Source organism: Candidatus Thiothrix sulfatifontis, assembly GCA_022828425.1.
Taxonomy (GTDB): domain Bacteria; phylum Pseudomonadota; class Gammaproteobacteria; order Thiotrichales; family Thiotrichaceae; genus Thiothrix; species Thiothrix sulfatifontis.
The window spans coordinates 731,818-754,306 of the sequence record CP094685.1; the positions used below are offsets into that span (position 1 = coordinate 731,818).

At 49.2% G+C, this 22,489-nt stretch carries 18 protein-coding genes; 12 read left to right on the forward strand and 6 right to left on the reverse strand.

The features are described 5' to 3' along the window. Window positions 1-3: 3 nt before the first annotated feature. Genes tolR through ruvB form a run of 4 tightly spaced genes read right to left on the reverse strand, consistent with a single transcriptional unit; the run spans window position 4 to window position 2,579 of the window. Window positions 4-429, reverse strand: coding sequence for a protein TolR (tolR, locus tag L3K52_03705; GenBank protein UOG92844.1), 426 nt, complete (start codon window positions 427-429; stop codon window positions 4-6). Further along, a complete protein-coding gene (gene tolQ / locus L3K52_03710; protein UOG92845.1) occupies window positions 426-1,112 on the reverse strand; it encodes a protein TolQ in 687 nt (228 codons plus the stop codon). The genes tolR and tolQ overlap by 4 nt, the downstream gene beginning before the upstream one ends. Continuing rightward, window positions 1,109-1,519 (reverse strand): tol-pal system-associated acyl-CoA thioesterase, encoded by a 411-nt coding sequence (gene ybgC / locus L3K52_03715; GenBank protein ID UOG93962.1) that lies wholly within the window; start codon window positions 1,517-1,519, stop codon window positions 1,109-1,111. Before ybgC ends, tolQ begins: the two co-directional genes overlap by 4 nt. Then, the gene (gene ruvB, locus L3K52_03720; protein ID UOG92846.1) at window positions 1,512-2,579 is read right to left on the reverse strand and encodes a Holliday junction branch migration DNA helicase RuvB; all 1,068 of its coding nucleotides are present in this window, start codon (window positions 2,577-2,579) and stop codon (window positions 1,512-1,514) included. Before ruvB ends, ybgC begins: the two co-directional genes overlap by 8 nt. A gap of 858 nt (window positions 2,580-3,437) precedes the next feature. Between ruvB and L3K52_03725 the strand changes: the two genes are divergently transcribed. The 12 genes from L3K52_03725 to L3K52_03780 all read left to right on the forward strand — a co-directional run bounded on the left by L3K52_03725 (window position 3,438) and on the right by L3K52_03780 (window position 17,371). Then, a complete protein-coding gene (locus tag L3K52_03725) occupies window positions 3,438-4,514 on the forward strand; it encodes a hypothetical protein (protein UOG92847.1) in 1,077 nt (358 codons plus the stop codon). A 32-nt stretch (window positions 4,515-4,546) separates the two neighbouring features. Next, a complete protein-coding gene (locus L3K52_03730; protein UOG92848.1) occupies window positions 4,547-5,671 on the forward strand; it encodes a DegT/DnrJ/EryC1/StrS family aminotransferase in 1,125 nt (374 codons plus the stop codon). A 65-nt stretch (window positions 5,672-5,736) separates the two neighbouring features. After that, window positions 5,737-7,203, forward strand: a complete 1,467-nt coding sequence (locus L3K52_03735) for an oligosaccharide flippase family protein (GenBank protein UOG92849.1) — start codon at window positions 5,737-5,739, stop codon at window positions 7,201-7,203. Between the two features lie 32 nt (window positions 7,204-7,235). Continuing rightward, the gene (locus L3K52_03740) at window positions 7,236-8,387 is read left to right on the forward strand and encodes a glycosyltransferase family 4 protein (GenBank protein ID UOG92850.1); all 1,152 of its coding nucleotides are present in this window, start codon (window positions 7,236-7,238) and stop codon (window positions 8,385-8,387) included. Between the two features lie 11 nt (window positions 8,388-8,398). Next, the gene (locus L3K52_03745) at window positions 8,399-9,682 is read left to right on the forward strand and encodes a hypothetical protein (GenBank protein UOG92851.1); all 1,284 of its coding nucleotides are present in this window, start codon (window positions 8,399-8,401) and stop codon (window positions 9,680-9,682) included. After that, the gene (locus L3K52_03750; protein UOG92852.1) at window positions 9,636-10,121 is read left to right on the forward strand and encodes a hypothetical protein; all 486 of its coding nucleotides are present in this window, start codon (window positions 9,636-9,638) and stop codon (window positions 10,119-10,121) included. Before L3K52_03745 ends, L3K52_03750 begins: the two co-directional genes overlap by 47 nt. After that, a complete protein-coding gene (locus L3K52_03755; GenBank protein UOG92853.1) occupies window positions 10,093-10,587 on the forward strand; it encodes a hypothetical protein in 495 nt (164 codons plus the stop codon). The genes L3K52_03750 and L3K52_03755 overlap by 29 nt, the downstream gene beginning before the upstream one ends. After that, window positions 10,580-11,389, forward strand: a complete 810-nt coding sequence (locus L3K52_03760) for a glycosyltransferase (GenBank protein UOG92854.1) — start codon at window positions 10,580-10,582, stop codon at window positions 11,387-11,389. The genes L3K52_03755 and L3K52_03760 overlap by 8 nt, the downstream gene beginning before the upstream one ends. A 13-nt stretch (window positions 11,390-11,402) precedes the next feature. Continuing rightward, a complete protein-coding gene (gmd, locus tag L3K52_03765; GenBank protein UOG92855.1) occupies window positions 11,403-12,551 on the forward strand; it encodes a GDP-mannose 4,6-dehydratase in 1,149 nt (382 codons plus the stop codon). A gap of 5 nt (window positions 12,552-12,556) precedes the next feature. Continuing rightward, the gene (locus tag L3K52_03770) at window positions 12,557-13,525 is read left to right on the forward strand and encodes a GDP-L-fucose synthase (GenBank protein UOG92856.1); all 969 of its coding nucleotides are present in this window, start codon (window positions 12,557-12,559) and stop codon (window positions 13,523-13,525) included. 19 nt (window positions 13,526-13,544) lie between these two features. Then, window positions 13,545-14,981 carry a mannose-1-phosphate guanylyltransferase/mannose-6-phosphate isomerase gene (locus L3K52_03775; GenBank protein UOG92857.1) on the forward strand — a complete coding sequence of 479 codons (1,437 nt, stop codon included), beginning with the start codon at window positions 13,545-13,547 and terminating at the stop codon, window positions 14,979-14,981. 131 nt (window positions 14,982-15,112) lie between these two features. Continuing rightward, window positions 15,113-17,371: a polysaccharide biosynthesis tyrosine autokinase gene (locus L3K52_03780; protein ID UOG92858.1), complete on the forward strand. Its 2,259-nt coding sequence runs from the start codon at window positions 15,113-15,115 to the stop codon at window positions 17,369-17,371. Here the strand turns inward: L3K52_03780 and hrpA are convergent, their stop codons facing one another. Next, complete coding sequence (gene hrpA / locus L3K52_03785) at window positions 17,372-21,115, reverse strand: ATP-dependent RNA helicase HrpA (protein ID UOG92859.1); 3,744 nt, start codon at window positions 21,113-21,115, stop codon at window positions 17,372-17,374. 95 nt (window positions 21,116-21,210) lie between these two features. Further along, entirely contained in the window at window positions 21,211-22,392 is a 1,182-nt protein-coding gene (locus tag L3K52_03790; GenBank protein ID UOG92860.1) for a trypsin-like peptidase domain-containing protein, read from the reverse strand. Window positions 22,393-22,489 lie beyond the last annotated feature (97 nt).

Genomic DNA, 22,489 nt, shown 5'->3' on the forward strand with positions numbered 1-22,489 from the left:
AGCTCACGGTTGGTCGGGCGGTGCAGGGTCAGCCATCAGGCCGATTTTTTTTGCACCGGCTTGTTGAACGGCGACCATCGCATTCATTAAATGCCGGTATTCGACCGTGCTGTCGGCCTTGACGTAAACGGGGCGCTCGGCTTTGGCGTCCAATTGGCTGCTGACGTAGGCGGTAACGTTGGCAGCCGGGACTTCTGAGCCGTCATCCAGAAACAATTTGCCGCTGGCGTCGACCGAGATGGTGAGCGGTTCTTGTTGATTGTTGGCATCCAGCGGCTCGGCTTGGGCATCGGGGGCGTCGACGGTCACGCCGGTTTGCATAATCGGGGCTGTCACCATGAAGATAACCAGCAACACCAACATGACGTCGATGTAAGGCACCACGTTCATTTCTGCCATGATTTTACGGCGACGACGCGGGCTACTCATGCCAGTTTCCTTTGGGTAACAGCATGGCGTTCCAGCAGGGCGGTGAATTCTTCGCGGAAATTGTCGTAACTCACCACCAAACGGTCGATTTTGTCACTGAAACGGTTATAAGCAATGACCGCAGGAATGGCCGCAAACAGACCAATCGCGGTCGCAATCAGCGCTTCCGCAATGCCGGGGGCAACCACGCCGAGGGTCGCTTGCTGCATTTGTCCGAGTGAAATAAACGAGTTCATGATTCCCCATACCGTGCCAAACAAACCGACATACGGGCTGGTTGAGCCGACGGTAGCCAAAAACGCTAAATTCCTTTCCAACTCATCGACTTCTTTGGAGGCGGCAACGCGCATGGAGCGTTGTACCGAATCCGTGACCGAGAGTCGTGAGGTCGGGTCGGTGTTAAGGGCGCGTTTGTATTCGTGAAAGCCGTCGTAAAAAATTCGCTCCAGCCCACGCCGCTGTGTTTTCTGAGACAACTCTTCGTACAAGGAGTTCAGTGAAACCCCGCTCCAGAAGCGTTCTTCAAATTGGGTGACATTGCTTTGGGTGCTGTTAATGGTGCTGGATTTCACCATAATCAGCGTCCAAGATAGCAGTGAAGCCAAGACGAGTAAGATCATTACGATTTTGACGACCAAGCTGGCATCCATGATCAGCTTGAGTATGGAGAGGTCTGTTGTCACTGAAGGAGTTCCCTGATTGCTGTCGGAATTGTCATTGAACGAAAGGTGCCCATATTGACACAGACTACTTTGACGCTGGCAGTTGTCAAGAGTTCACGCGAATTATTGCTGCCTTCGCGCCAAATTTCTTGCTTGAATAGTAAACTAGCACGCCCGATGGTGTCGATTTTGGCGTTAACCAACAAAGCATCATTGAAGCGGGCGGGCTTGCGGTACGCAATTTCCAGTCCAGCCACCACGAAAACGGCATTCAATTCTTGTGCCAATGTGTCTTGTTCAAAGCCTAAGGTGCGCAGCCATTCGGTGCGGGCGCGTTCCATAAAACGCAGGTAATTGGCGTGATACACCACCCCACCGGCATCGGTGTCTTCGTAATACACCCGTACCGGGAAGATAAATTCATTCAAATAAGTCAAAACTGTTGCCTGCTTGATCCGCTGGAGTCGCGTTTACGTTGAAACGGGCGGGAATATTCAGCCCAAAGTGTTGCCATGCATGGCGGGTCGCGACTCGCCCACGCGGGGTTCGCATTAAAAAGCCTTGTTGGATGAGGAAGGGTTCGAGCACGTCTTCAATCGTGCCGCGTTCTTCACCAATCGCGGCGGCGAGGCTGTCTACACCCACGGGGCCACCGTCGAATTTTTCCATCACGGCTAATAGCAGGCGGCGGTCCATGTGGTCGAAACCTTGATTATCCACATTGAGCATATTCAGGGCTTTGTCTGCCATTTCCGTGTCAATAATGCCATTGCCTTTGACTTGCACGTAATCGCGCACTCGGCGCAACAAGCGGTTGGCAATGCGCGGTGTGCCGCGTGAACGGCGGGCGATTTCTTGCGCTCCACCGGCGTCGATATTGGCGCCAATGATGCTGGCGGCGCGTTGCACGATGTAGGCTAAATCATCAACATTGTAAAATTCCAGGCGTTGCACAATCCCGAAGCGATCCCGCAATGGCGAGGTCAGCAAGCCTGCCCGCGTCGTCGCGCCCACGAGGGTAAAGGGCGGCAGGTCAAGCTTAATGGAACGTGCAGCGGGGCCTTCCCCAATCATAATATCGAGTTGGAAATCTTCTAAAGCGGGGTAAAGAATTTCTTCCACCATCGGGCTGAGGCGGTGGATTTCGTCGATAAACAACACATCGTGCGGTTCGAGGTTGGTCAGCAAGGCGGCGAGATCCCCCGCTTTTTCCAAAACTGGCCCGGAAGTTTGACGCAGGTTAGCACCCATTTCATGCGCGATAATGTGGGAGAGTGTGGTTTTGCCTAGCCCTGGTGGACCAAAAATCAGGACGTGATCCAAGGCTTCGCCGCGATGACGGGCGGCATGAATGAAAATTTCCATTTGTTCGCGCACCACGGGTTGCCCAATGTAGTCTTGCAAGCGGCGCGGGCGGATGTGCTCATCAATGGTGGTTTCTTCGCGCTGATGTTGTGGCGAGAGGATGTGCGCTGCGGGTTTTTCCATAAGATTCAGTATTTATGTGTGCATTGAGTGTGTGTATTTTAACGGTTTTTGATTGCCTCGCGCCAGCGCACGTTGGCTGATCGACGTGTGCGGGACGATTTTAGTGTTTGATTATAATTCAAGCTTATTGTTTGGTTTTTAATCAGATTAATCTGGTCGATAATTTAACAAGATCATTCGTTTGTTTTCGATCAAAAGAATGCATTGAAAACTGAAAAAATCAGCGGAAATTGCGTGGAAACGAACTATAGTTTGTCACTGAAAGCATTAAGGTTACTTGTTTTTATACGATTTACTTATATCAAGCGTCGATATTTTGGTCAATAATTTTGGTATTTTTTGGTCAAAATTTGATTAAATAAGTAAATTTTAATACGTTTTTTTGATGAAATGCGCTTTTTCATGGATAGACAGCGTTGCTATATTCCCATAAAACATTATACTTATGTTTATATATCAATTAAATGATGTATTTTGTGAAAAAGCAGAAGTGTTATAAATTTTTTCTATAGTTTGGAGTCTATCTTTGGGTTTGGCAGCGTTTGCTTATAAGTGTTTTTAATTGCTTGTGCTCATAAGTAAGCGTGCCTGCTAGATCATTGATTAAGCGTGTAAATAATTCGTTGACGAGAAGCAGTTAATACCCTTTGGGCATGAATAGGGTGTGTGTTTTTCGCAGGGTGTTTGCACGAATGTCGGGTAGTGCTGAGGATACATGAATGTCAAGGATGCAACGATTTTTTGCGCGGTATTTGCGAGGTCGGACACGATCCGGCTGTGGCGGTAGCGTTTCAGCGCCCAAGTTTTTTGACGTATCTGTAGAAACGAATAAGGCGCTTTTGTGAACAGGAGGTTCCAGTGAGTTTTGCGGGCATTTTTTTGTTGGTTTTCTTTATATCGGCGTTATCCATTCTGCTGCTTACCCCTTTTGCGGTTAAGTTTGGCTTGGTGGATATGCCGAATGCGGAACGTAAGTTCCACAAGGGTGAAATTCCGTTAATAGGTGGCGTGTCCATGTTCGCTGGCTTGGTGATGGGTATTTCGCTATTCATCACGCCGAACAACAGTTCGCTGACTTATTTGGTGTGCAGCAGCATTATTGTGGCGCTAGGGGTAACGGATGACGTTAAAGATCTATCGCCTAGATTAAGGTTGTTTGTGCAAATGGTGGTTGCCGCCCTGATGTGCGCGGGTAGCGGAATGTACATTCACTATTTGGGAACGATGTTTGGGACGCCCGCAGGCGTCGATCTGGCAGAAGCACTTGGCTATTTGGTGACAATGCTGGCTGTTCTGGCTGCTATCAATGCATTCAACATGATAGATGGAATTGACGGCTTGTTGGGTATTTCTTCACTTGTTACTTTTGTGAGCATGGGATTCCTATTCTCCCAGAATAATGACATAACCAACATGAAGCTGACCTTAATCTTGTCGGGTGCCCTCGTGCCTTATCTAATTGCCAACCTTGCTGGGGGGGTACAAGAGAAGGAAAAAAGAATCTCTAAGATTTTCATGGGTGATACGGGTTCTATGCTGATTGGCTTCACAGTCGTTTGGTTGCTGATTCAAGGGACTCAGCCGTCGCCCGAAGAATTGGCCAATGCTAAAAGTGTTAGTTTTTCGGCTGCAACCGCACTGTGGTTGATTGCTTTTCCACTGATGGACATGGCGCGAGTCATTGTGGATAGAACCTTGCGCGGTCATTCACCCTTGAAGGCTGACCGTACACATCTTCACCATATTTTGTTGCAGTGTGGCGATGGTAAGCAGATCGCTCTTGTGAAAATCAGCACTTTGTCGGCATTTTTTGCAGCGACAGGCATAGCAATGCATGTTAGCGGTTTCCAAGAGGTTACTATTTTTCTGACCTTCTTGGCTGCGTTCGCTCTGTACACCGTAAGGGTCAGGCAATTGCAACTGAAAACTGCTTGATAACAGATTGTTTAGCATAGGAAATAATACAAATGACTCAATTGCAACAAAACAATGGTTTCCTGCCTGTCTCTAGGCCGACCATTACGAGAAAAGAAATCGAGTATGTCACAGCGGCTATTGCATCAGGCTGGGTGTCATCATTAGGCGAATACATCACGGCGTTTGAAGAAAAATTTGCAGAATTCTGCGGCAGTAAGTACGCCTTAACGTGCAGTAACGGCACGACCTCTTTGCATTTGGCATTGGTTAGCATGGGCATTGAGGCTGGTGATGAAGTTATCATGCCGGATTTAACGTTTATCGCTACGGCTAACGCCACCAAATACGTGGGTGCCTTGCCAGTGTTAGTGGATATTGATCCTGAAACCTTGTGCATTGATCCTGCCGCGATTGAGGCTGCCATTACGCCAAAAACCAAAGCGATTATTCCGGTGCATTTGTACGGGCACCCGGCGAACATGCCAGCGATTATGGCAGTTGCTGAAAAGCACGGTTTGTTGGTCATTGAAGATGCAGCCGAGGCGCACGGTGCGGAGATTGCGGGTAAAAAAGTAGGGTCTTGGGGGCATTGCGGTTCTTTCAGTTTCTACGGAAACAAGGTGATCACGTCGGGTGAAGGCGGCATGATTACCACCGATGACGAAGCTTTGTATCAACGCGCTAAATACCTGCGTGACCACGCGATGAGCCCTACCAAGCGCTATTGGCATACTGAAGTGGGTTTCAACTACCGCATGACCAATCTGCAAGCCGCGTTGGGCTTGGCACAGTTGGAACGCATCGAAGAAATTCTGCAAAAGAAACAAGAAATATTCACTTGGTATCAAGATGCTCTCGGTGGGCTGTCTGGCCTTACTTTGAACCGAACGGCACCTTGGGCAAAAAATGTTTATTGGATGGTGACCATCGAACTTGAGGGTGCAAACGAAACCACGCGCGATGCTTTTATAAAAACATTGCGTGAATTCGACGTGGATAGTCGTCCCTATTTCTATCCACTGTCAAAAATGGCTGATTACCCCGGCACACATACGCCTGTCACTTATCAAATCTATGAAACGGGCGTTAATCTGCCCTCTTATTTTGATATGGAAAAGCGCGATGTCGAGCGTGTATGCGCGGCTGTCAGGAAATGCATGGAAATGTCCCAATAAGACGTTAGAATGCAGGCATCAGGTTCGTTGGTGAGCCTGATCTGCCAAATTCAGAGTTCTAAATAATGAAAAATATTTCGAGGAACATAGCATTTAGCGGCCTTGGCTATGTTCTGCCGTTACTGGCATCACTGGCGACAATTCCGCTGATGATTAAGCACATGGGCACAGACGTTTATGGGCTGTATGTTATTTGCATATCCTTGATTGGTTTTATGAATTTCGTCGACCTTGGCGTGGGGCAGGCGATTGTTAAATACGTTTCGCAGTACGAAGTGACGGGCGAAAATATTAAAATTAAACCAATTTTAGACATTGCTCTGCTGATGTACTTGGTACTGGGTATTGCCATCGCGGTCGCGGTAGTGGTATTCGCCTTACCATTGGGCAATTTGATTTATAACGAAGACGTGAAAGCTGAGTTAGCGGCCAAGGCGTTTTCGGTGACGGCGGTGGCGTTTTTACTGAGTTACATCAATCAATTTTTCCTTAATCTTTTCAAAGCTTACCACCGTTTTGATGTTCCGGCAGTGATTCAAAATTCAGCCAATATTGCGGGCATTGTCATGGCGACTGGGATGGTGTTACTCGGTTATGACCTGATCGCTATTTTGTGGGGTTATGTCATTATTCAAGTCATAGCATTGATCAGTGGTTATACCTTGGGACGTCAGGTATTGCCAGCAGGAGTGAAACTGGGCTTGTCGTTCGATCGGCATATTTTTGCTGAAATGATTGGGTTCAGTGCTTACACTTTTGTCAGCAATTTCTTGGGTGGCGTGGTATCCCGACTGGATAAGTTCATTATCGGGTCGATTTTGGGAACAGAAGCGGTTACGTATTATCAGATTCCGCATACGATTGCGCAAATGGCCAACGGCATTATTCAGGTGCTGAGCCAGATTACCTTCCCGCGTTTTAGCGAGTTAGCCAGTTTGAATGATCAGGTCGGGCGGCTGGCGCTATACCGGCGGGCAATGTGGTTGGTATTCCTGTTTAGCATGGCGATTAGCGTGGCGTTGATTTCCTCCGGTGGTGCTTTCCTTGAATTGTGGATTTCCCCTGAGTTCGCGTTGCGTAGCACCCTCACACTGCAAATTATTGCGCTGTATTTTTTCTTTCAATCGAATACAGTGGTGGCTTACTGGGTCTTGCAGGGATCAGGGAATGCCAAGGTAACGGCGATTAGCTCTTTCTTGGGAACCGCCGCGTATGTAGCGGGCCTGTATGTATTGACACCACGTTATGGCTATAACGGTGCAGCGCTGTCCTTGTTCTTGCTGTTGCTACCGTTGCCTTATTTTTATTGGTGGGTGCAGCGTAATGTAGGGCATAAGTTTGGGGAGTACCTACTGCAAACCTTAGTGTTTGTCGCAGTGGGTTTGCTGATAGTTTTATTGTTGAATTATGCGCACGAGTACATAAACAGTAATTTGCTGGTTATTGTGACAGACGGCATGGTCTTGGCGGGCGTGGTTGGGGCGGCTTTGCTTTACCTGTTTCGCGAGACCTTGCGAGTGCGTTTTAGATAGCTGATAAATAGTAAAGAAATGGTTGCGCTATTATGAAAAAAAACATTGGCATACTGACTTTTTATCCCATGCATGGCGGGGGTATTTTTCAATATATCCAGTCAATGGTGGATGCGCTCGCGGTTGACCAGAGCAATCACTATATTATTTTCGCCGACAAAGACGATACACGTTTTGATGGTTATGGCTTGGAGGTTAGGAAGCTGTCGCCCTCTAACCGTTCCGGTGTTAATCAAGCCATTATTTTTTCGCAATTATTGATGGGGATACGTCAGCCGTTTTTTCTGCGCGACGATGAAAAACAAGTGTATGCGGACATTGATTTGTTTCTCTCGCCCGCCACGTCGGTGTATCCGCATGTGTTTTTGAAAAAGCCGTTCATTTTTACATTACATGACATGCAGGAAAAATATTACCCCCATGCTTTTACGCGGGTGGAACGCTTTAAACGGGTGCTGCGGAATCGGGCACTGACTCAGGCGGCGCAGGCTGTCATTTGTGAGTCGAATTACGTTAAGCAGGACATTGTGAACTTTCTGGGTGCGCCCAGCGACAAGGTGGCAGTGATTCAGTCGCCTCCCCCGGATTTTTTGCGCAGCTATGCCGCTAAGCCAGAAAATTTTGCAGCCGTGCAACGCAAATATGCATTACCAGAGCGTTATATTTTCTACCCAGCACAGTGTTGGTTTCATAAAAATCACCTGAAGTTGGTGGAGGCGTTCAATATTATTGTGAACGATACCGATGAGGATGTGATGCTAATTTTATCAGGGTCACAGCAAGATTATTACCCACAATTGATGGCGAAAATACAAGCATTAAACCTTGGGCATTGGGTCAAACATTTGGGGTATATTGATTATGAGGACATTCCTTACCTCTATAAAATGGCGAAGATGTTGGTAATGCCAACCTTGTTTGAGAGTGTCAGTATTCCGATTTATGAAGCATTTGCCTTGGGTGTGCCGGTTTGTTGCTCTAATGTGGTGGCTTTGCCGGAGCAGGTGGGGGATGCTGCATTGATTTTTGACCCTAATAATGCGGCTGACATAGCGGATAAAATCTTGCAATTGTTACGTGATGTTCCCTTGGCAGCGGAATTGGTTATCAGAGGTAAGCAGCGTGTCAAAAATTTTGATCATGCCGATTATGCTCGAAAAATACTGGCTGTTATTAATAAGTAACGGGGATTAGTATGCAAATTAACGCCTCATTTCTGAAGATCGTTTCTCCTGCGCAAATGGGGGCAGTGGCATCAGCGTATGACAAATGGGTGATGATAGCGGCGTTGGCCTTGGTATCCGGTTTGTTCTTTTTGAGTGATGACCACCGCTTTGGCTTGGTATTTTTACGTGAAGCGGTCATTGGTTTGTCGTTGTTGACAGTTATTTATATTCTTGCTGCCAAACAAGAAGTGTTGGATACCATTGATTGGTATTTGTTGGCGATGGTGGCTTTATTATTCCTGATCCCCCCCATTTTTGCTTACGTCAGTTTTCAGCAGCCGTTGCAATATGGTTTTTTGGAAGAACGCCGCACCTTGCTGTATCTGATCTACTTTCCGATCATGTTGGCAATTGGCGGGCGCAGGGGCTACGGCGAATCCGATTTGGAAACGATTTTGAAGTCTTTGTTTTATCTGGCCTTGGCTTGGTCGGCGGCAAATGCGTTTGAGTTGATTCCACGTAACGCTGGCTTTGAGTTTTCGGTACATGCCGAGCAATTTGCAGATGATTTTGTGGCAACCGATGAGCGCTTTGCTACCCGTTTCTTGGAAGCCGGTTTTCTGATTGCGCTGTATCCTTTCTATTTAGTATCGCGTGGCGAATTCTTGAAAGCGGTGATTCCGCTTGGCCTGCTGGCAGCTTATATGCTCTACATTAATCAAACCCGTGGCATGAGTTTGGCGATTGTCTTGACCTTGGTGTGGATCACTATTTTGCGCCAACGCCTCAGTAATTTTAATGTGAGTGTGCTGCTATTAATTCCTGTCGTGGCAGTATTGGGCTACCTTTCTTACTTTTTGTACGTGTATGCGTTTAATGAATCGGTAATTTTTTATGATTATCACCGTAACAAAGAGCTGAACGTGATGCTAGGCGAGGCGTTAAGCAACTTTTTGATGCCGCACGGCGCTTTGTCACTTCAGTTCAATGAGGGATTTCGTTCAGTCTACGGGATAAATATGTATGTCTCGGATATTGGCTTGACGGGATTGCTGTTTAAATACGGCATTTTATTGTTTCCGTTAGCGTTCTTGATGGTCATGATTGTGCATCTGTTGTCTGTCAAATATCGCAATAATTTTTCCATTATTTTAACAGCGTTGCTGCTGACCGATTTTATGATGCTTCCCTTTGGGGATTTTTTAGGACGCGGCGCGGAAGAATTTGCACTGTTGATGGTGCTAGTGAGATTGCAAGGAGTAGATCATGGACATCAGTATATTGCTTGTGTACGGCGAGGGCGGGCATCATGATCAGGCCATGCGTCTGATGAAGCAAATGCAGTCACTCGACCCGACGATTGATTTCATTCACGTGACTGACACGGTAACGATGAAAGGGGATTCCATTGAAAAAATTCATACAGTGCCACCCATTAGGCACAAAAATGAATCCTTCAATCCCCTCGCGTTTGTGAATGCCTACCTGAAAGCCGTAATCTTGACGGTAAAGTTGGTACGTCAACACCAGCCGCGTGCGGTGATTGGGTTTGGGCCGGGCATTTGCATCCCCGTTTTTATGGTTTGCAAAGTGATGCGGGTCAAAAAACGTATCTTTTTTGAAGATTGGTGCCGGTTTACCAGTAAAAGCTTATCGGGTAAGGCGTGTTCACCGTTCAGTACCAAATTTTTTGTTCAAAATGAATCCTTGAAGGAGTTGTATCGTGACGCTGAGTTCGCTGGACGCCTCTAATAATAAAACGCGAATCCTGGTCATCACTGGCACTACCGGGTTTGACTCGTTAGTGAAAAAAATTGATGAAAGCCGTGAGTTGGAAAGTCGCTACGACATTACCTTGCAAACTGGCGAGGGCAGTTATCAACCGCAGCACAAGCCTTGGTTTGATTTTGATAAAAGTTTAAAAGACAAACTTGCGGATTATGACTTTTTCATTACACATGCAGGAGCTGGTACGATTTTTATGTTGTTGGAGCATAAAAAACGGGTGTTAGTGGTTCCTAACACGGATAGGCCGGACAAACACCAAGTTGAGTTGGCCAACTATGTGAAATCAAAACAGTTGTGTGCGGTGTGTGAACATGTGCAAGATATTGACGCGGCTATTACTGCGATTGATGCGAGTACACAACATTTACAACCGTATGCAAAAGTAGAGTTTAATGCGGTGCGGGACGTATTGAGATACATTTATGAATAACAAGTTATTTTTTATTACTATCTGTTACAATAATTTAGCGGGTTTGCAACGCACGATTGACTCTTTACTGATACAAACTTACCAGAACTGGGAATGTATTGTTATTGATGGCGCTTCTAAAGACGGTACTCCGGCTTACTTACAGCAATTGTCGGCGGCGCAACCCAACATTCGCTACATCTCCGAGCCGGATAAAGGCATTTACGATGCGATGAATAAAGGCATTAGTCAGATTCGGTCGTGCGACTATTTTTGTTTTCTGAATTCCGGGGATTCACTGTATGCAGCCGATACCCTGACACAGTTAGACCAACAGCTCCAGGTATTCATGGCGCAACCCCCCGCCATTGTTTACGGTGATATGTGTGAAGAATTCGCAGATGGCGTGGAAGTTATCAAGGCTGCAAAGCATACCTTCAGTCTGAAAAAAGGCATGTTCTGTAGCCACCAGTCGATGTTTTTCCACTACCGCTACGCGGCATTGCGTTATGATCTTGAGTACAAGATTTCATCTGACTATGACTACATTGTGCGTGCGGTTAATCTGCTCAAGCACCCGAATGATATGCAGCGTTTAGATCTCATTCTGTCACGCTTTGATATGACAGGGGTCTCGAATAGCCGCCGCCTGTCAGGTATCAAGGAAGATTTTACGCTCAGAATTAAAAACGGACTGTGTTCACCGGCGGCTTCCGCGCTATACGCAGCACGTTCGGTGGGTTTGATGAATTTGAAACGCTTTTCCTACCCTTTGTATTTGCTGATGCGCAGCAAAACCGCTTCTAACAATCAAGTGATTTAAACAAGGAATAATCATGAGCAAAACGGCTTTAATTACAGGTATCACGGGTCAAGACGGTGCTTACTTGGCTGAGTTTTTGTTGAAAAAGGGCTATATTGTACACGGCATCAAGCGGCGTTCTTCATCACTGAATACCGACCGTATTGACCACCTGTACCAAGATCCGCATTCCTCTGACGGTAAATTTGTGCTGCATTACGGCGACATGACCGATAGCATGAACTTGACCCGCATTATCGGTCAGGTACAACCGGATGAAATTTACAATCTCGCGGCCATGAGCCACGTTCACGTTTCGTTTGATATGCCGGAATACACCGCCAATGCGGATGGTATCGGCACATTGCGCATCCTTGAAGCGGTGCGTTTCCTCAATCTGACCAAGAAAACCCGCATTTATCAAGCATCCACCTCTGAATTGTACGGGTTGGTGCAAGAAGTACCGCAAAAAGAAACCACGCCATTCTACCCGCGTTCACCTTACGCAGTGGCGAAGTTGTATGCTTACTGGATTACGGTGAACTACCGCGAAGCCTATGGCATGTTTGCGTGTAACGGTATTTTGTTCAACCATGAATCCCCCTTGCGTGGTGAAACCTTTGTTACCCGTAAAATCACCCGTGCGGCTTCTCGCATTGCTTTAGGTTTGCAGAAAGACCTGCATTTGGGCAACCTGTCTGCCAAGCGCGACTGGGGTCATGCACAAGACTACGTGGAAATGATGTGGTTGATTCTGCAAGCGGACACGCCAGAAGACTTCGCGATTGCGACCGGTGTTACCACTGAGGTACGTGAATTTGTGCGTATGTCGTTTGCACGCGCTGGTATCTCGGTTGAATTCCACGGCGAAGGTGTCGATGAGAAAGGCGTGATTGCTGGTTTTGATCGTGCTGTTTATGAAGTGGCGACCGGTGCGACACCGGAGCAACACGGTTTAGAAGTGGGTCGTGAGATCGTCTCGGTTGATCCGCGTTATTTCCGTCCGACTGAAGTCGAGTTGCTGATTGGCGACCCAACGAAAGCCAAAGAAAAATTGGGCTGGGTTCCTAAGCATGACCTGAATTCACTGGTGAATGACATGATGGAATCTGACCTGAAGCTGATGCTGAAAGAAAAGCATCTGAAAGACCACGGCCACCGCATTATGTCTTACCACGAGTAATCCGCATGAAAAAAACCCGTATTTATGTCGCTGGCCATCAGGGAATGGTTGGCTCTGCCTTGGTTCGCCAATTGCAACAACGCCCGGAGGTGGAGTTGGTATTGCGTTCCCGGCAGGAATTGAACCTGAACCGTCAACAGGAGGTTGAGCAATTTTTCCAAACGGAAGCCATTGATCAAGTCTATCTGGCAGCGGCAAAAGTCGGGGGGATTCATGCCAACAGCACGTATCCGGCGGATTTCATTTATGAAAACCTGATGATTGAAAGCAATATCATTCATTCAGCTTGGCAAGCAGGTGTTCAGCACCTGCTTTTCCTCGGCTCATCGTGCATCTACCCCAAGTTTGCCAAGCAGCCGATGGCTGAATCCGAATTGTTACAGGGTGAGTTGGAAGCGACCAACGAGCCTTACGCGATTGCCAAAATCGCCGGAATCAAATTATGTGAATCGTATAACCGTCAGTATGGTACGCAGTACCGCAGTGTCATGCCGACCAATTTGTACGGTTTTAATGACAATTTTCACCCAGAAAACTCCCACGTCATCCCCGCGCTGATGCGGCGCTTCCATGAAGCGACGGTGGCGCAAGAACCGCAGGTCACGGTCTGGGGTTCGGGGACACCACTGCGCGAGTTTCTGCATGTGGATGATATGGCAGCGGCTTCCATCCACGTGATGGAAATGGCGGATGCGGAATATCAGGCGCTCGTGCCACAAACCCAATCGCACATCAATGTCGGCACCGGCGTGGATTGTAGCATTGCGCAATTGGCGCAACTCATGGCGGAAGTGGTCGGTTTTCAGGGAAATATTGTGTTCGACGCGAGCAAGCCCGATGGCACTCCGCGCAAATTGCTGGACGTTTCTCGCTTGAAAAGTTTGGGCTGGCAACCTCAAATTGCCTTACCCGATGGGCTTAAATCAACGTATGCATGGTTCGTGGATCACCAACGTGATTTCCGACAATCTTAAAATGAAAGAAGGTATAGAGATGGCGACTCCAATCACTCCCGTAATCCTTTCTGGTGGCTCTGGTTCACGTTTGTGGCCGGTATCGCGCAAATTGCGCCCCAAGCAATTTTTGCCGCTGATTTCTGAAGACCGCACCTTGTTCCAATCAACGCTGGAACGTTTGGATGGTTTGGCGAATAAGCAAGCCGCTGTCATTGTCTGTAATGAAGAACACCGTTTTATGGTGGCAGAACAGTTACAGGAGATTAGTCAAGCAAACCAAGGCATTTTGCTCGAACCAGTGGGGCGCAATACTGCGCCTGCGGTGGCGGTGGCTGCTTTGTCCCTGCTGGAAAAAAATGGCGCAGATCCGGTGATGTTGGTATTGCCTGCTGACCATGTAATTCCTGATATTGCTGCGTTCCAGCAAGCCATTATGCAGGCGAGTGCTTTGGCGGAAGACGGTTTTTTGGTGACGTTTGGGATTACCCCCGTTACACCGGAAATCGGCTACGGTTATATCGAACAAGGCGCTGCGATTGCCGGTTTTGAGAATGCTTGGCAAGTGGCAGCATTTGCTGAAAAGCCCAGTTTGGAGGTGGCGACTGCGTATCTGAACGGCGGCAAGCACCTGTGGAATTCGGGCATTTTTATGTTCAAAGCCAGCGTTTTCTTGCGTGAACTGGAAACGTACAAGCCTGATATTCTCGCCGCGTGCGAGAAGACCTTTAAGCACGCGCAACACGATCTGGACTTTATTCGTTTGGATGCGGCGGCGTTTAAAGATTGCCCTTCCGATTCCATTGACTACGCGGTAATGGAACATACCCGCCACGCAGCGACCGTACCGCTCAATGCCGGTTGGAATGACGTGGGTGCGTGGTCGGCGGTGTGGGAAGTGAGCGAGCGTGATGCTGCCAATAATGTATTGCGCGGCAATGTCATGACGCATGATGCCAGCAATAACTTGGTGTTTACCGAAGATCGCTTGGTGACGCTGGTGGGTGTCGATGATTTGATCGTGATCGAAACCAAAGACGCTACCTTGGTTGCACACAAAAGCAAAGCGCAAGACGTGAAGCGGATTGTGACGGCATTGGAAGCGGAAGGTCGCAGCGAAGCCATTATTCACCGTTTGGTAAACCGTCCGTGGGGTTGCTATGACTCGGTGGATGCGGGTGAGCGTTTTCAGGTTAAGCGCATTACGGTCAAACCCGGTGCGAAATTGTCGCTGCAAAAACACCATCACCGCGCTGAACACTGGATTGTGGTGAAAGGCACGGCTGAAGTGACTTGCGATGACAAAACGTTTTTATTGACCGAAAATCAGTCAACGTACATTCCATTGGGCAGCGTGCACCGCTTGGCGAATCCGGGCAAAGTGCCACTCGAATTGGTGGAAGTCCAGTCGGGCAGTTATCTTGGGGAAGATGACATCGTTCGTCTGGAAGATCAGTATGGACGCAACGAAGCCTAGTAGAATGGTAGTATTGTTTTGAATCACGGCATTTATTGTCGTTATTATGGCGTGTATTATTGTTGATTTAATTTCAGAAATCTCTGTCGGCGGTGACAATAACCGGTAGCGGCAATGCTCAAGGAGCGGTGATGGAAAACTATTACGCAAATCAATCGAGAAGTCTCGAAGTGCGCTCGGCGGGGAATGCTCAGGTGGTGGAGTATATTCCGATCGAAGACGTTGCCCCGCGTGCTCAAGCTGAGGAGTTTGGTTTCGGCGAATTATGGCGGCGGTTAATGCAGCGTAAATGGCTACTGCTGGGTATTGCTTTAGCCACTTTTTTGCTGACGGCGGTGTTTACCTTTTTGTCACCGGATGTCTACCGCGCGACGACTACCTTGCAAGTAACCCCGGAAGAGGCACGGGTGTCATTGGGGGATCGGGCAGAGCCTGCCCGCGCCCCGCGCAGTGAGCGTGAATTTTATCAGACTCAAACGGAATTATTGGGTAGCGAACGTCTCACCAGTGAAACGATTGCGGCACTGAAAATTGCTGACCGTTTTGAAGACAATGATTCCTTACGCGCCCGTGTTTATGCGTGGTTGGCTGAATTTAAACAGCGCGTTTCTGGCAGTGAACAATCTCAGGAAGCGCAGAGCAATGTTGGTGAGAATTTCCGGCGCAATCTGAGTATTCAAGCGGTAGAAGATTCGCAGATTTTCAAGATTAGTTACGATCATACCGACCCCAAACTAACGGCTGATATTGTGAATACCTTGGCAGCTAATTATAAGCAGATGAGTTTAAATTTGCGTAATGAGGCGGTTTCTAATACCAAGGAAACCCTCGACGGTAAATTAAAAGAAGCCAAGCTGAAGTTAGAGAATTCTGAGCGCGAATTGGTTGCCTACGCTAAAAAGCAAGGCATTATTACGTTGGATGGCGACCGTTCTTCGGCGTCAGGCGTGCTGGATTCCCTCAATTTAGCCTTGACCGATGCCACCAGTGCGCGGATTGCGGCTGAAGCGTCGCTCAACCGCTCGCAAAATGTCGCGGGTGCTGACCGTACCTTGGAAAACCCAGCCATTCAACGTTTGAAGGAAGAGTTGGCGCGTGTACAAGCGGAATACCGCGATAAATCCAGCTTGTTTAAAGCGGATTTCCCGGAAATGCAGCAGTTACAAGCACGCATCAATGAACTCAGCAAGGAAGTGCAGCGCGAATCTTCCAGCATTGACCGCACTGCCCGCAGTAAATTGCAGGCCGAATACGAAGCCGCCAAACAACGTGAAGGCGAGTTGAAGGGTGAAGTCAAAAAGCAGGAAGCGGTACTCATGGGAAACCGCGATAAATCCGCTGGCTATTTGACCTTGCAACGTGAAGTAGAGGCCGATCGTACTAACTATGAAAGCTTGTTGGCACGCTTGAATGAGATTGGTCGTGTTGCCGACAGCAGTGCCAGTAACGTGGCGATTGTTGATGAAGCGAGTGTGCCAACGCGACCTTTCGCGCCGAATATTCCCTTGAATTTGATGATGGGGGCAGCGTTAGGTTTGCTGCTAGGCTTGTTGGCGGCGATTATGGCTGAAATTATGGATGATCGGTTAAGAAGCGTCGAAGACATGCGCCGTGCACTGGGGTCTGTGCCTTTGCTGGGGGTCATTCCTTATATTTCCGGTCGCAACAATAAGAATGTCTTGGCATTACGCGGGCAGGTCGGCAGCTCGTTTATGTTGGAGGCATTCCGCTCATTGCGTGAAAATATTCTCATGATGAAAGCGCCATCGCAGCAAGGTTTGGCTTTGATCATGAATGTTACTAGCCCTTCGCCCAGTGAAGGTAAGACCACTACAGCGGTGAATTTGGCTACCGTCTTTGCTTACACGGGTAAAAAAGTGCTGTTAATTGATTGCGACATGCGTCACCCGGAAGCCCATAATAAACTGGGTTTGGAAAATCGGCTGGGCGTGAGTGATTACCTGTTAGGTGAAAAAGAAAACATCGCTGAATTGATTCAGGAAACCACGGTACAAAACCTGTCAGCTATTTCTGCCGGTTCTGCCGTGCCTAATCCAACCGAATTATTGGCAGGTGAGCGCTTCACTGAATTATTGAGCGAAGTGGAAGGCATGTTTGATCATATTATTCTCGATGGCCCACCCGTGATGGGGTTGGCGGATGCCTTGATCATTTCTAACCGCACGGGTAACACCGTGTTTGTCAGTGCTTACGGTCAGACCCGTAAACGTAATCTGAAAGATGCGGTTGGACGTTTACACCAAGCGCAATGCAATATCATTGGTACAGTATTGACCAAGATGAAATCACCGGAAGTGTCGAATAAATACTACGGCTACCCGAACCGCTACCCGCGTAGCAGTCAGACCGCCATGGTCGCTACGCAGTAATCACTGGGTAGTTTTCTTCCACAGTTCTTCTAACCGCTTGGCTGATACCGGCCTTGCGGTTCCTAGCTCCTGCGCAAATAGCGATATTCGGAATTCTTCCAACATCCAGCGGTACTCGTGCCAATTCCCTTCGACTTCGCTCAGGGAACGCCGCCGCTGGCTGAGCGTAGTCGAAGCCGCTTTCCATTGATCCCAGTAGGGTTGTACTTGCACCCGTAACACCCTGTCTTTGGTCGGGTTCTCCGCCAATTTTTGCAAACGTCGCTGAATGCCTTTGAGGTAACGCGGAAAGTGCCGCAACTCCTCCGCCGATACTGCGTCCAAAAATCCTACGTACACCAAATGGTTCAATTGTTCGCTGATGTCATTCATGGCTTCTAACCATGCCGGTTGCACTTTGCCTTTCAACTGTTTACGCAAGTCATGGTACAGTGCGAGTATCGGGGTGATCAGACGCGCCGCTTCTTGGGTTTGCGGGAAAATTTGTGAGCGGCATTCGCCCAGTGCGTGGGTAAAGCTGTCCTGCTTGCGGATGGTGAGGTGGTTTTTAAATGCTTGCCGGAACACGTAGTGGGTGATGCTGTCTTTAAGCTCCTCGCATTTGCCGGTGGCGGCGTAGTGCAGGCACAAGGTTTGCATTTGCGGCACGTATTTCAGTACGTCTTTCACTTCAGCGGGTAACGCCAGCCAAAACAGGCGCAATACACCCTGCCAATGGGCGTTGCTGGCATCGGCTTCATTGTCAAATAAGCGAATGCTGACACTGTTGTTGGCATCGACTAAGGCAGGCCAGGTGCGCAATTTCGTGCCGCCTGCTTCCAGCCAATAGAGTTCGGGTAAATCGCCAAAATCCCACGTCGTAATGCCGCGCCGTTCGATGGATTGCACGGGTTTAGATGCCAGTTCCGCACGGGTTTGCGCGTGAACTTTACCGCGCAATGTATCCAAATCGCGTCCGCTGCGAATCACGTTGCCTGCTTCATCGGCGACTTCAAAGCGCATTTGCAAGTGTGTTTCCAGCGTAATGGCTGCCCACGCTTCGGGTGGAATTTGGCTGCCACTCATGCGTAATAGCTGTTTTTCCACCGAGGTTTGCAAGGGCAAGGTGTCGCTCGGCTCGATGGCTTCCATGCAGGCACGGGCGTAATCCGGTGCGGGTACAAACTGTTTGCGGATGTGTTTGGGCAAGGCACGAATCAGCGCGGTGATTTTTTCTTCCAACATGCCCGGTACTAAGTACTCGAAGCGGATGGGGTTGAGTTGATTTAGCCCCAGCAAGGGTAAACGCACGGTGACGCCATCGTCTTCGGCCTTGGGGTCAAAGTGGTAGCTTAACGGCAGAATCATGCCTTGCACCTGCAAGCTGTCGGGGAATTGCCCGCTTTTTTCATGCTCTGCTTCGCGCTGCATCAGGTAAGCGTGGGTGAGGTGCAGCAATTGGCTGTCGTGCTGTTCGGCTTTTTTGCGCCAGCGCTCGAACGAATGCCCGTTGACAACATGAGCGGGGATGCGTTGGTCATAAAACGCATACAAACGGTGTTCGTCGGCGAGAATGTCGCGGCGACGCGCTTTCGCTTCCAGCATTTCAATGTCAGCGATGAGTGCGGCATTGTGTTGGAAAAACGGCGCGGCGGTGCGGTATTCGCCGTATACCAAGGCGTGGCGAATAAAAATTTCGCGACAGGTGACGGGATCAATGCGCCCGTAGCTGACTTTGCGGCGCGGGGTGATGGTGATGCCGTAGAGCGAGGTGCGTTCAAACGCGGCGACTTGCGCTTGTTTTTGTTCCCAATGCGGTTCGGTGTAATGATGGCGCAACAGGTGTTCGGCGAGTTTTTCCACCCATTCGGGCTGAATTTTGGCGATGGTGCGCCCGAATAGGCGCGAGGTTTCCACCAATTCGGCCGCCATGACCCATTGCGGTGGCTTTTTGCGCAGGCTGGAGGCGGGGAACAGGTGAAATTTGCGTCCACCCGCGCCCATGTATTCGCGCTCTTCGTCTTTCATGCCGATATTGCCGAGCAAGCCGGTCAGCAGGCTGAGGTGAATCGCGTCGTAACTGGCTGCGGTGTCATTTTCCTTGCCACCCATTTCCAAGACCATTTGATGCAGTTGGGTGTGAATGTCGTGCCATTCGCGCAGGCGCATGTAGGAGAGGAATTCTTTCTGGCACAACTCGCGGAATTTGCGTTGTGACAGGTGCTTGCGTTGCTCGTGGAAATAATCCCAGAGTTTGAGGAAGCTGAGGAAGTCGGATTGCTCATCCTTGAAACGGGCGTGTTTTTCGTCAGAGGCTTGTTGTTTATCCAGTGGGCGTTCACGCGGGTCTTGCAACGTTAAGGCGCTGACGATGATCAGCACTTCGCGTAATGCGCCGTTGTCGTTTGCTGCCAGTAACATGCGCCCAAAGCGGGGGTCGAGTGGCAGTTTGGCGAGTTGATGCCCGCTGCTGGTGACGTTGAAGTTTTTATCGACCGCACCGATTTCAAACAGCAGCTTGTAGCCATCACGAATCAGGCGAGTATCCGGTGGTTCGACAAAGGGGAAACCTTCAATGTCCGCCGTCCACATGGTAGCGAGTTGCAGGATAACCGCCGCCAGATTGGTGCGCAGGATTTCCGGTTCGGTAAACACCGGGCGTTTGTTGTAATCGTCTTCGCTGTAAAGCCGGATAGTGATGCCGTTGCTAACCCGCCCGCAGCGCCCAGAACGTTGATTCGCCGAGGCTTGTGAGACTTTTTCAATCGGTAAACGCTGCACACCGGCTCGCCATGAATAGCGTGAAATGCGAGCATAACCGCTATCGACGACGTATTTAATGCCGGGTACAGTAAGGGAGGTTTCCGCGACATTGGTGGCTAACACAATGCGGCGTTGCCCGTGCGGTTCAAAAATGCGGTGCTGCTCTTCGTTGGAAAGCCGCGCAAACAGCGGCAGAATTTCGGTGGCAGGCGGGTGGTGTTTGCGCAAGGCTTCGGCAGTTTCACGGATTTCACGTTCGCCGGGCAGAAAAATCAGAATGTCGCCGGGGGCTTCACGGCCTAATTCATCGACGGCTTCGAGAATGGCTTGGGTTTGATCGCGCTCGAATTCTTCCTCGGCATCCACGTCGATCAAGGGGCGGTAGCGGATGTCGACGGGGTAAGTTCGCCCCGACACATTGATGATCGGGGCATTGTCAAAATGGCGGGAAAAGCGTTCCGGGTCAATCGTTGCCGAGGTAATGATGATTTTCAGATCACGGCGTTTCGGCAACAGCCATTTGAGATAGCCGAGTAGAAAGTCGATATTGAGGCTGCGTTCGTGCGCTTCGTCGATAATCAGGGTGTCGTATTGGCGCAGGTAGCGGTCTTGCTGAATTTCTGCCAGCAAAATACCGTCGGTCATGAGTTTTATGTAACTGTCCGGCGAGCAGCGGTCGTGGAAACGCACTTTGTAACCGACTTGCTGACCGAGTTGCGTCTTAAGTTCTTCGGCAATCCGTGCGGCGACACTGCGGGCAGCGATGCGGCGGGGCTGAGTGTGACCGATAAAGCCATCCACGCCACGCCCCAATTCCAAACACATTTTGGGGAGTTGGGTGGTTTTGCCTGAGCCGGTTTCGCCGCAAATAATGATGACTTGATGCGCACTGATGGCGGCGAGGATGTCAGCGCGACGGGCGGCTACCGGAAGTTCTTCGGGGTAAGTTGGCTTGGGCAGATTTTGCAGGCGCAAAGCGCGGCGTTGAATGAGGTTGCTCACGGTAAGATCAAAAATCCAGCGTTAGTGTCAGGTGACAAGGCGGGCATTGTAACGCGCCGCCTTGCTGGATTCATCTATCGACGCAATCTGTGTGCTTATGGCAGTTCTTTGACGGCAGTAATGAGGTCGAACACATCTTGAGAAATGCGCGTGCCCGCATTGGTGCCGGGAGACAATAAGCTTTCACCGTTGGTGTGAATGCCTAATGACCACGCGGTATCATTGTGTTGTAACCAAATGGGTGCGCCGCTCATGCCGCCGGTCGTGTCGTTATCGTAATAAAGTTTTGCCGGGGTTGAGCGTGCAATCACCCCAGTGCTGCCCCATTGTTCATTAGCGTCCGCTTTATCACCGGGGTAGCCATTGATGGTAATCGCCGTATTATCCGTTTGTGCGGCGACAAAATAGCTGAAATAGCCGGTTGCTTTACCGATAGCGCAATCGAGTTTGATAACCCCAACATCCGCATCACTGTCTGCTGAGGTAATCCAGCCATAAGAGGAATAGGTTTCACGGGGTTGGCAAGAGCCGTAGGGCGCATAACCGTCAGAGAATCCAGGGTAAATTTTGAAAGCACTCGGTGAACCCCAGCGCCCATTAGCGCCGCCACTATGGACGCAGTGTCCGGCTGTTACCAAGGTATCGGCACTGACCAACCAGCCAGTACAATGGGTACTGCCATTGTAGGTGATTAAGGATACTGCCCGTTGTGGGTAACCATAGGGGTTGACATGGAAACGGCTATCAAATCCCAATATGGATTCGTTAATGATACGTGCGGCGGCGGTGGGTGTTGTGGTTTTGATGGCTGCCAGTTCCGTATCCGTCAGTGGCATTGTATCAGCGCCCAGCGCACCGGATGCTTCCGGTCTGCCCGCTGCACCGCTTGAGCCTATAGAGACGGTTTTCGTCTGGTTTAAACTACTGGAGTCAACCACTTGACCGCTACTGGAAACAAGACTGAAGCGTTGACTGGTAGTGGTAGCAGAGTTGGTAACGGTTGCTGCGGCAATAGCAGGTGCATCCACGCTCGGTGCCGCTGCGGTTGCTGGTTGGGGCATAGGTGTTGCCATTGCTGTTGAGGCTGTCGCTGTCGTTACCGCTGTCGTTACCGCTGCCGCTGCCGCTACGATTGTCGGTGTGACAGGCGTGTTATTGGTATTATCCAGAGCCGTGGTGCTACTGCTGTTGCACCCACTTAAGTAAGGGGTAATTACTGTAATTAATAATGCAGCCTTTACCCAGTTTCTATAAGAATGAGAATATGTGTCCGTCATAAAAATCCCTGCCATCAGCGTATAATAAACTATGTTGATTTATAGGCTGATTGTAGCAATTAATTAAATCAATTTTTTTAAATATTGATAACGTAAT

Excerpts from the sequence above, each read along its gene's own strand:
- L3K52_03790 (UOG92860.1), bottom strand. The coding sequence starts at position 22,392 with ATGACGGACACATATTCTCATTCTTATAGAAACTGGGTAAAGGCTGCA.
- tolR (UOG92844.1), bottom strand. The coding sequence starts at position 429 with ATGAGTAGCCCGCGTCGTCGCCGTAAAATCATGGCAGAAATGAACGTG.
- L3K52_03775 (UOG92857.1), top strand. The coding sequence starts at position 13,545 with ATGGCGACTCCAATCACTCCCGTAATCCTTTCTGGTGGCTCTGGTTCA.
- L3K52_03730 (UOG92848.1), top strand. The coding sequence starts at position 4,547 with ATGACTCAATTGCAACAAAACAATGGTTTCCTGCCTGTCTCTAGGCCG.
- gmd (UOG92855.1), top strand. The coding sequence starts at position 11,403 with ATGAGCAAAACGGCTTTAATTACAGGTATCACGGGTCAAGACGGTGCT.
- L3K52_03745 (UOG92851.1), top strand. The coding sequence starts at position 8,399 with ATGCAAATTAACGCCTCATTTCTGAAGATCGTTTCTCCTGCGCAAATG.
- L3K52_03740 (UOG92850.1), top strand. The coding sequence starts at position 7,236 with ATGAAAAAAAACATTGGCATACTGACTTTTTATCCCATGCATGGCGGG.
- L3K52_03780 (UOG92858.1), top strand. The coding sequence starts at position 15,113 with ATGGAAAACTATTACGCAAATCAATCGAGAAGTCTCGAAGTGCGCTCG.
- L3K52_03750 (UOG92852.1), top strand. The coding sequence starts at position 9,636 with ATGGACATCAGTATATTGCTTGTGTACGGCGAGGGCGGGCATCATGAT.
- L3K52_03770 (UOG92856.1), top strand. The coding sequence starts at position 12,557 with ATGAAAAAAACCCGTATTTATGTCGCTGGCCATCAGGGAATGGTTGGC.
- L3K52_03760 (UOG92854.1), top strand. The coding sequence starts at position 10,580 with ATGAATAACAAGTTATTTTTTATTACTATCTGTTACAATAATTTAGCG.
- L3K52_03735 (UOG92849.1), top strand. The coding sequence starts at position 5,737 with ATGAAAAATATTTCGAGGAACATAGCATTTAGCGGCCTTGGCTATGTT.
- ruvB (UOG92846.1), bottom strand. The coding sequence starts at position 2,579 with ATGGAAAAACCCGCAGCGCACATCCTCTCGCCACAACATCAGCGCGAA.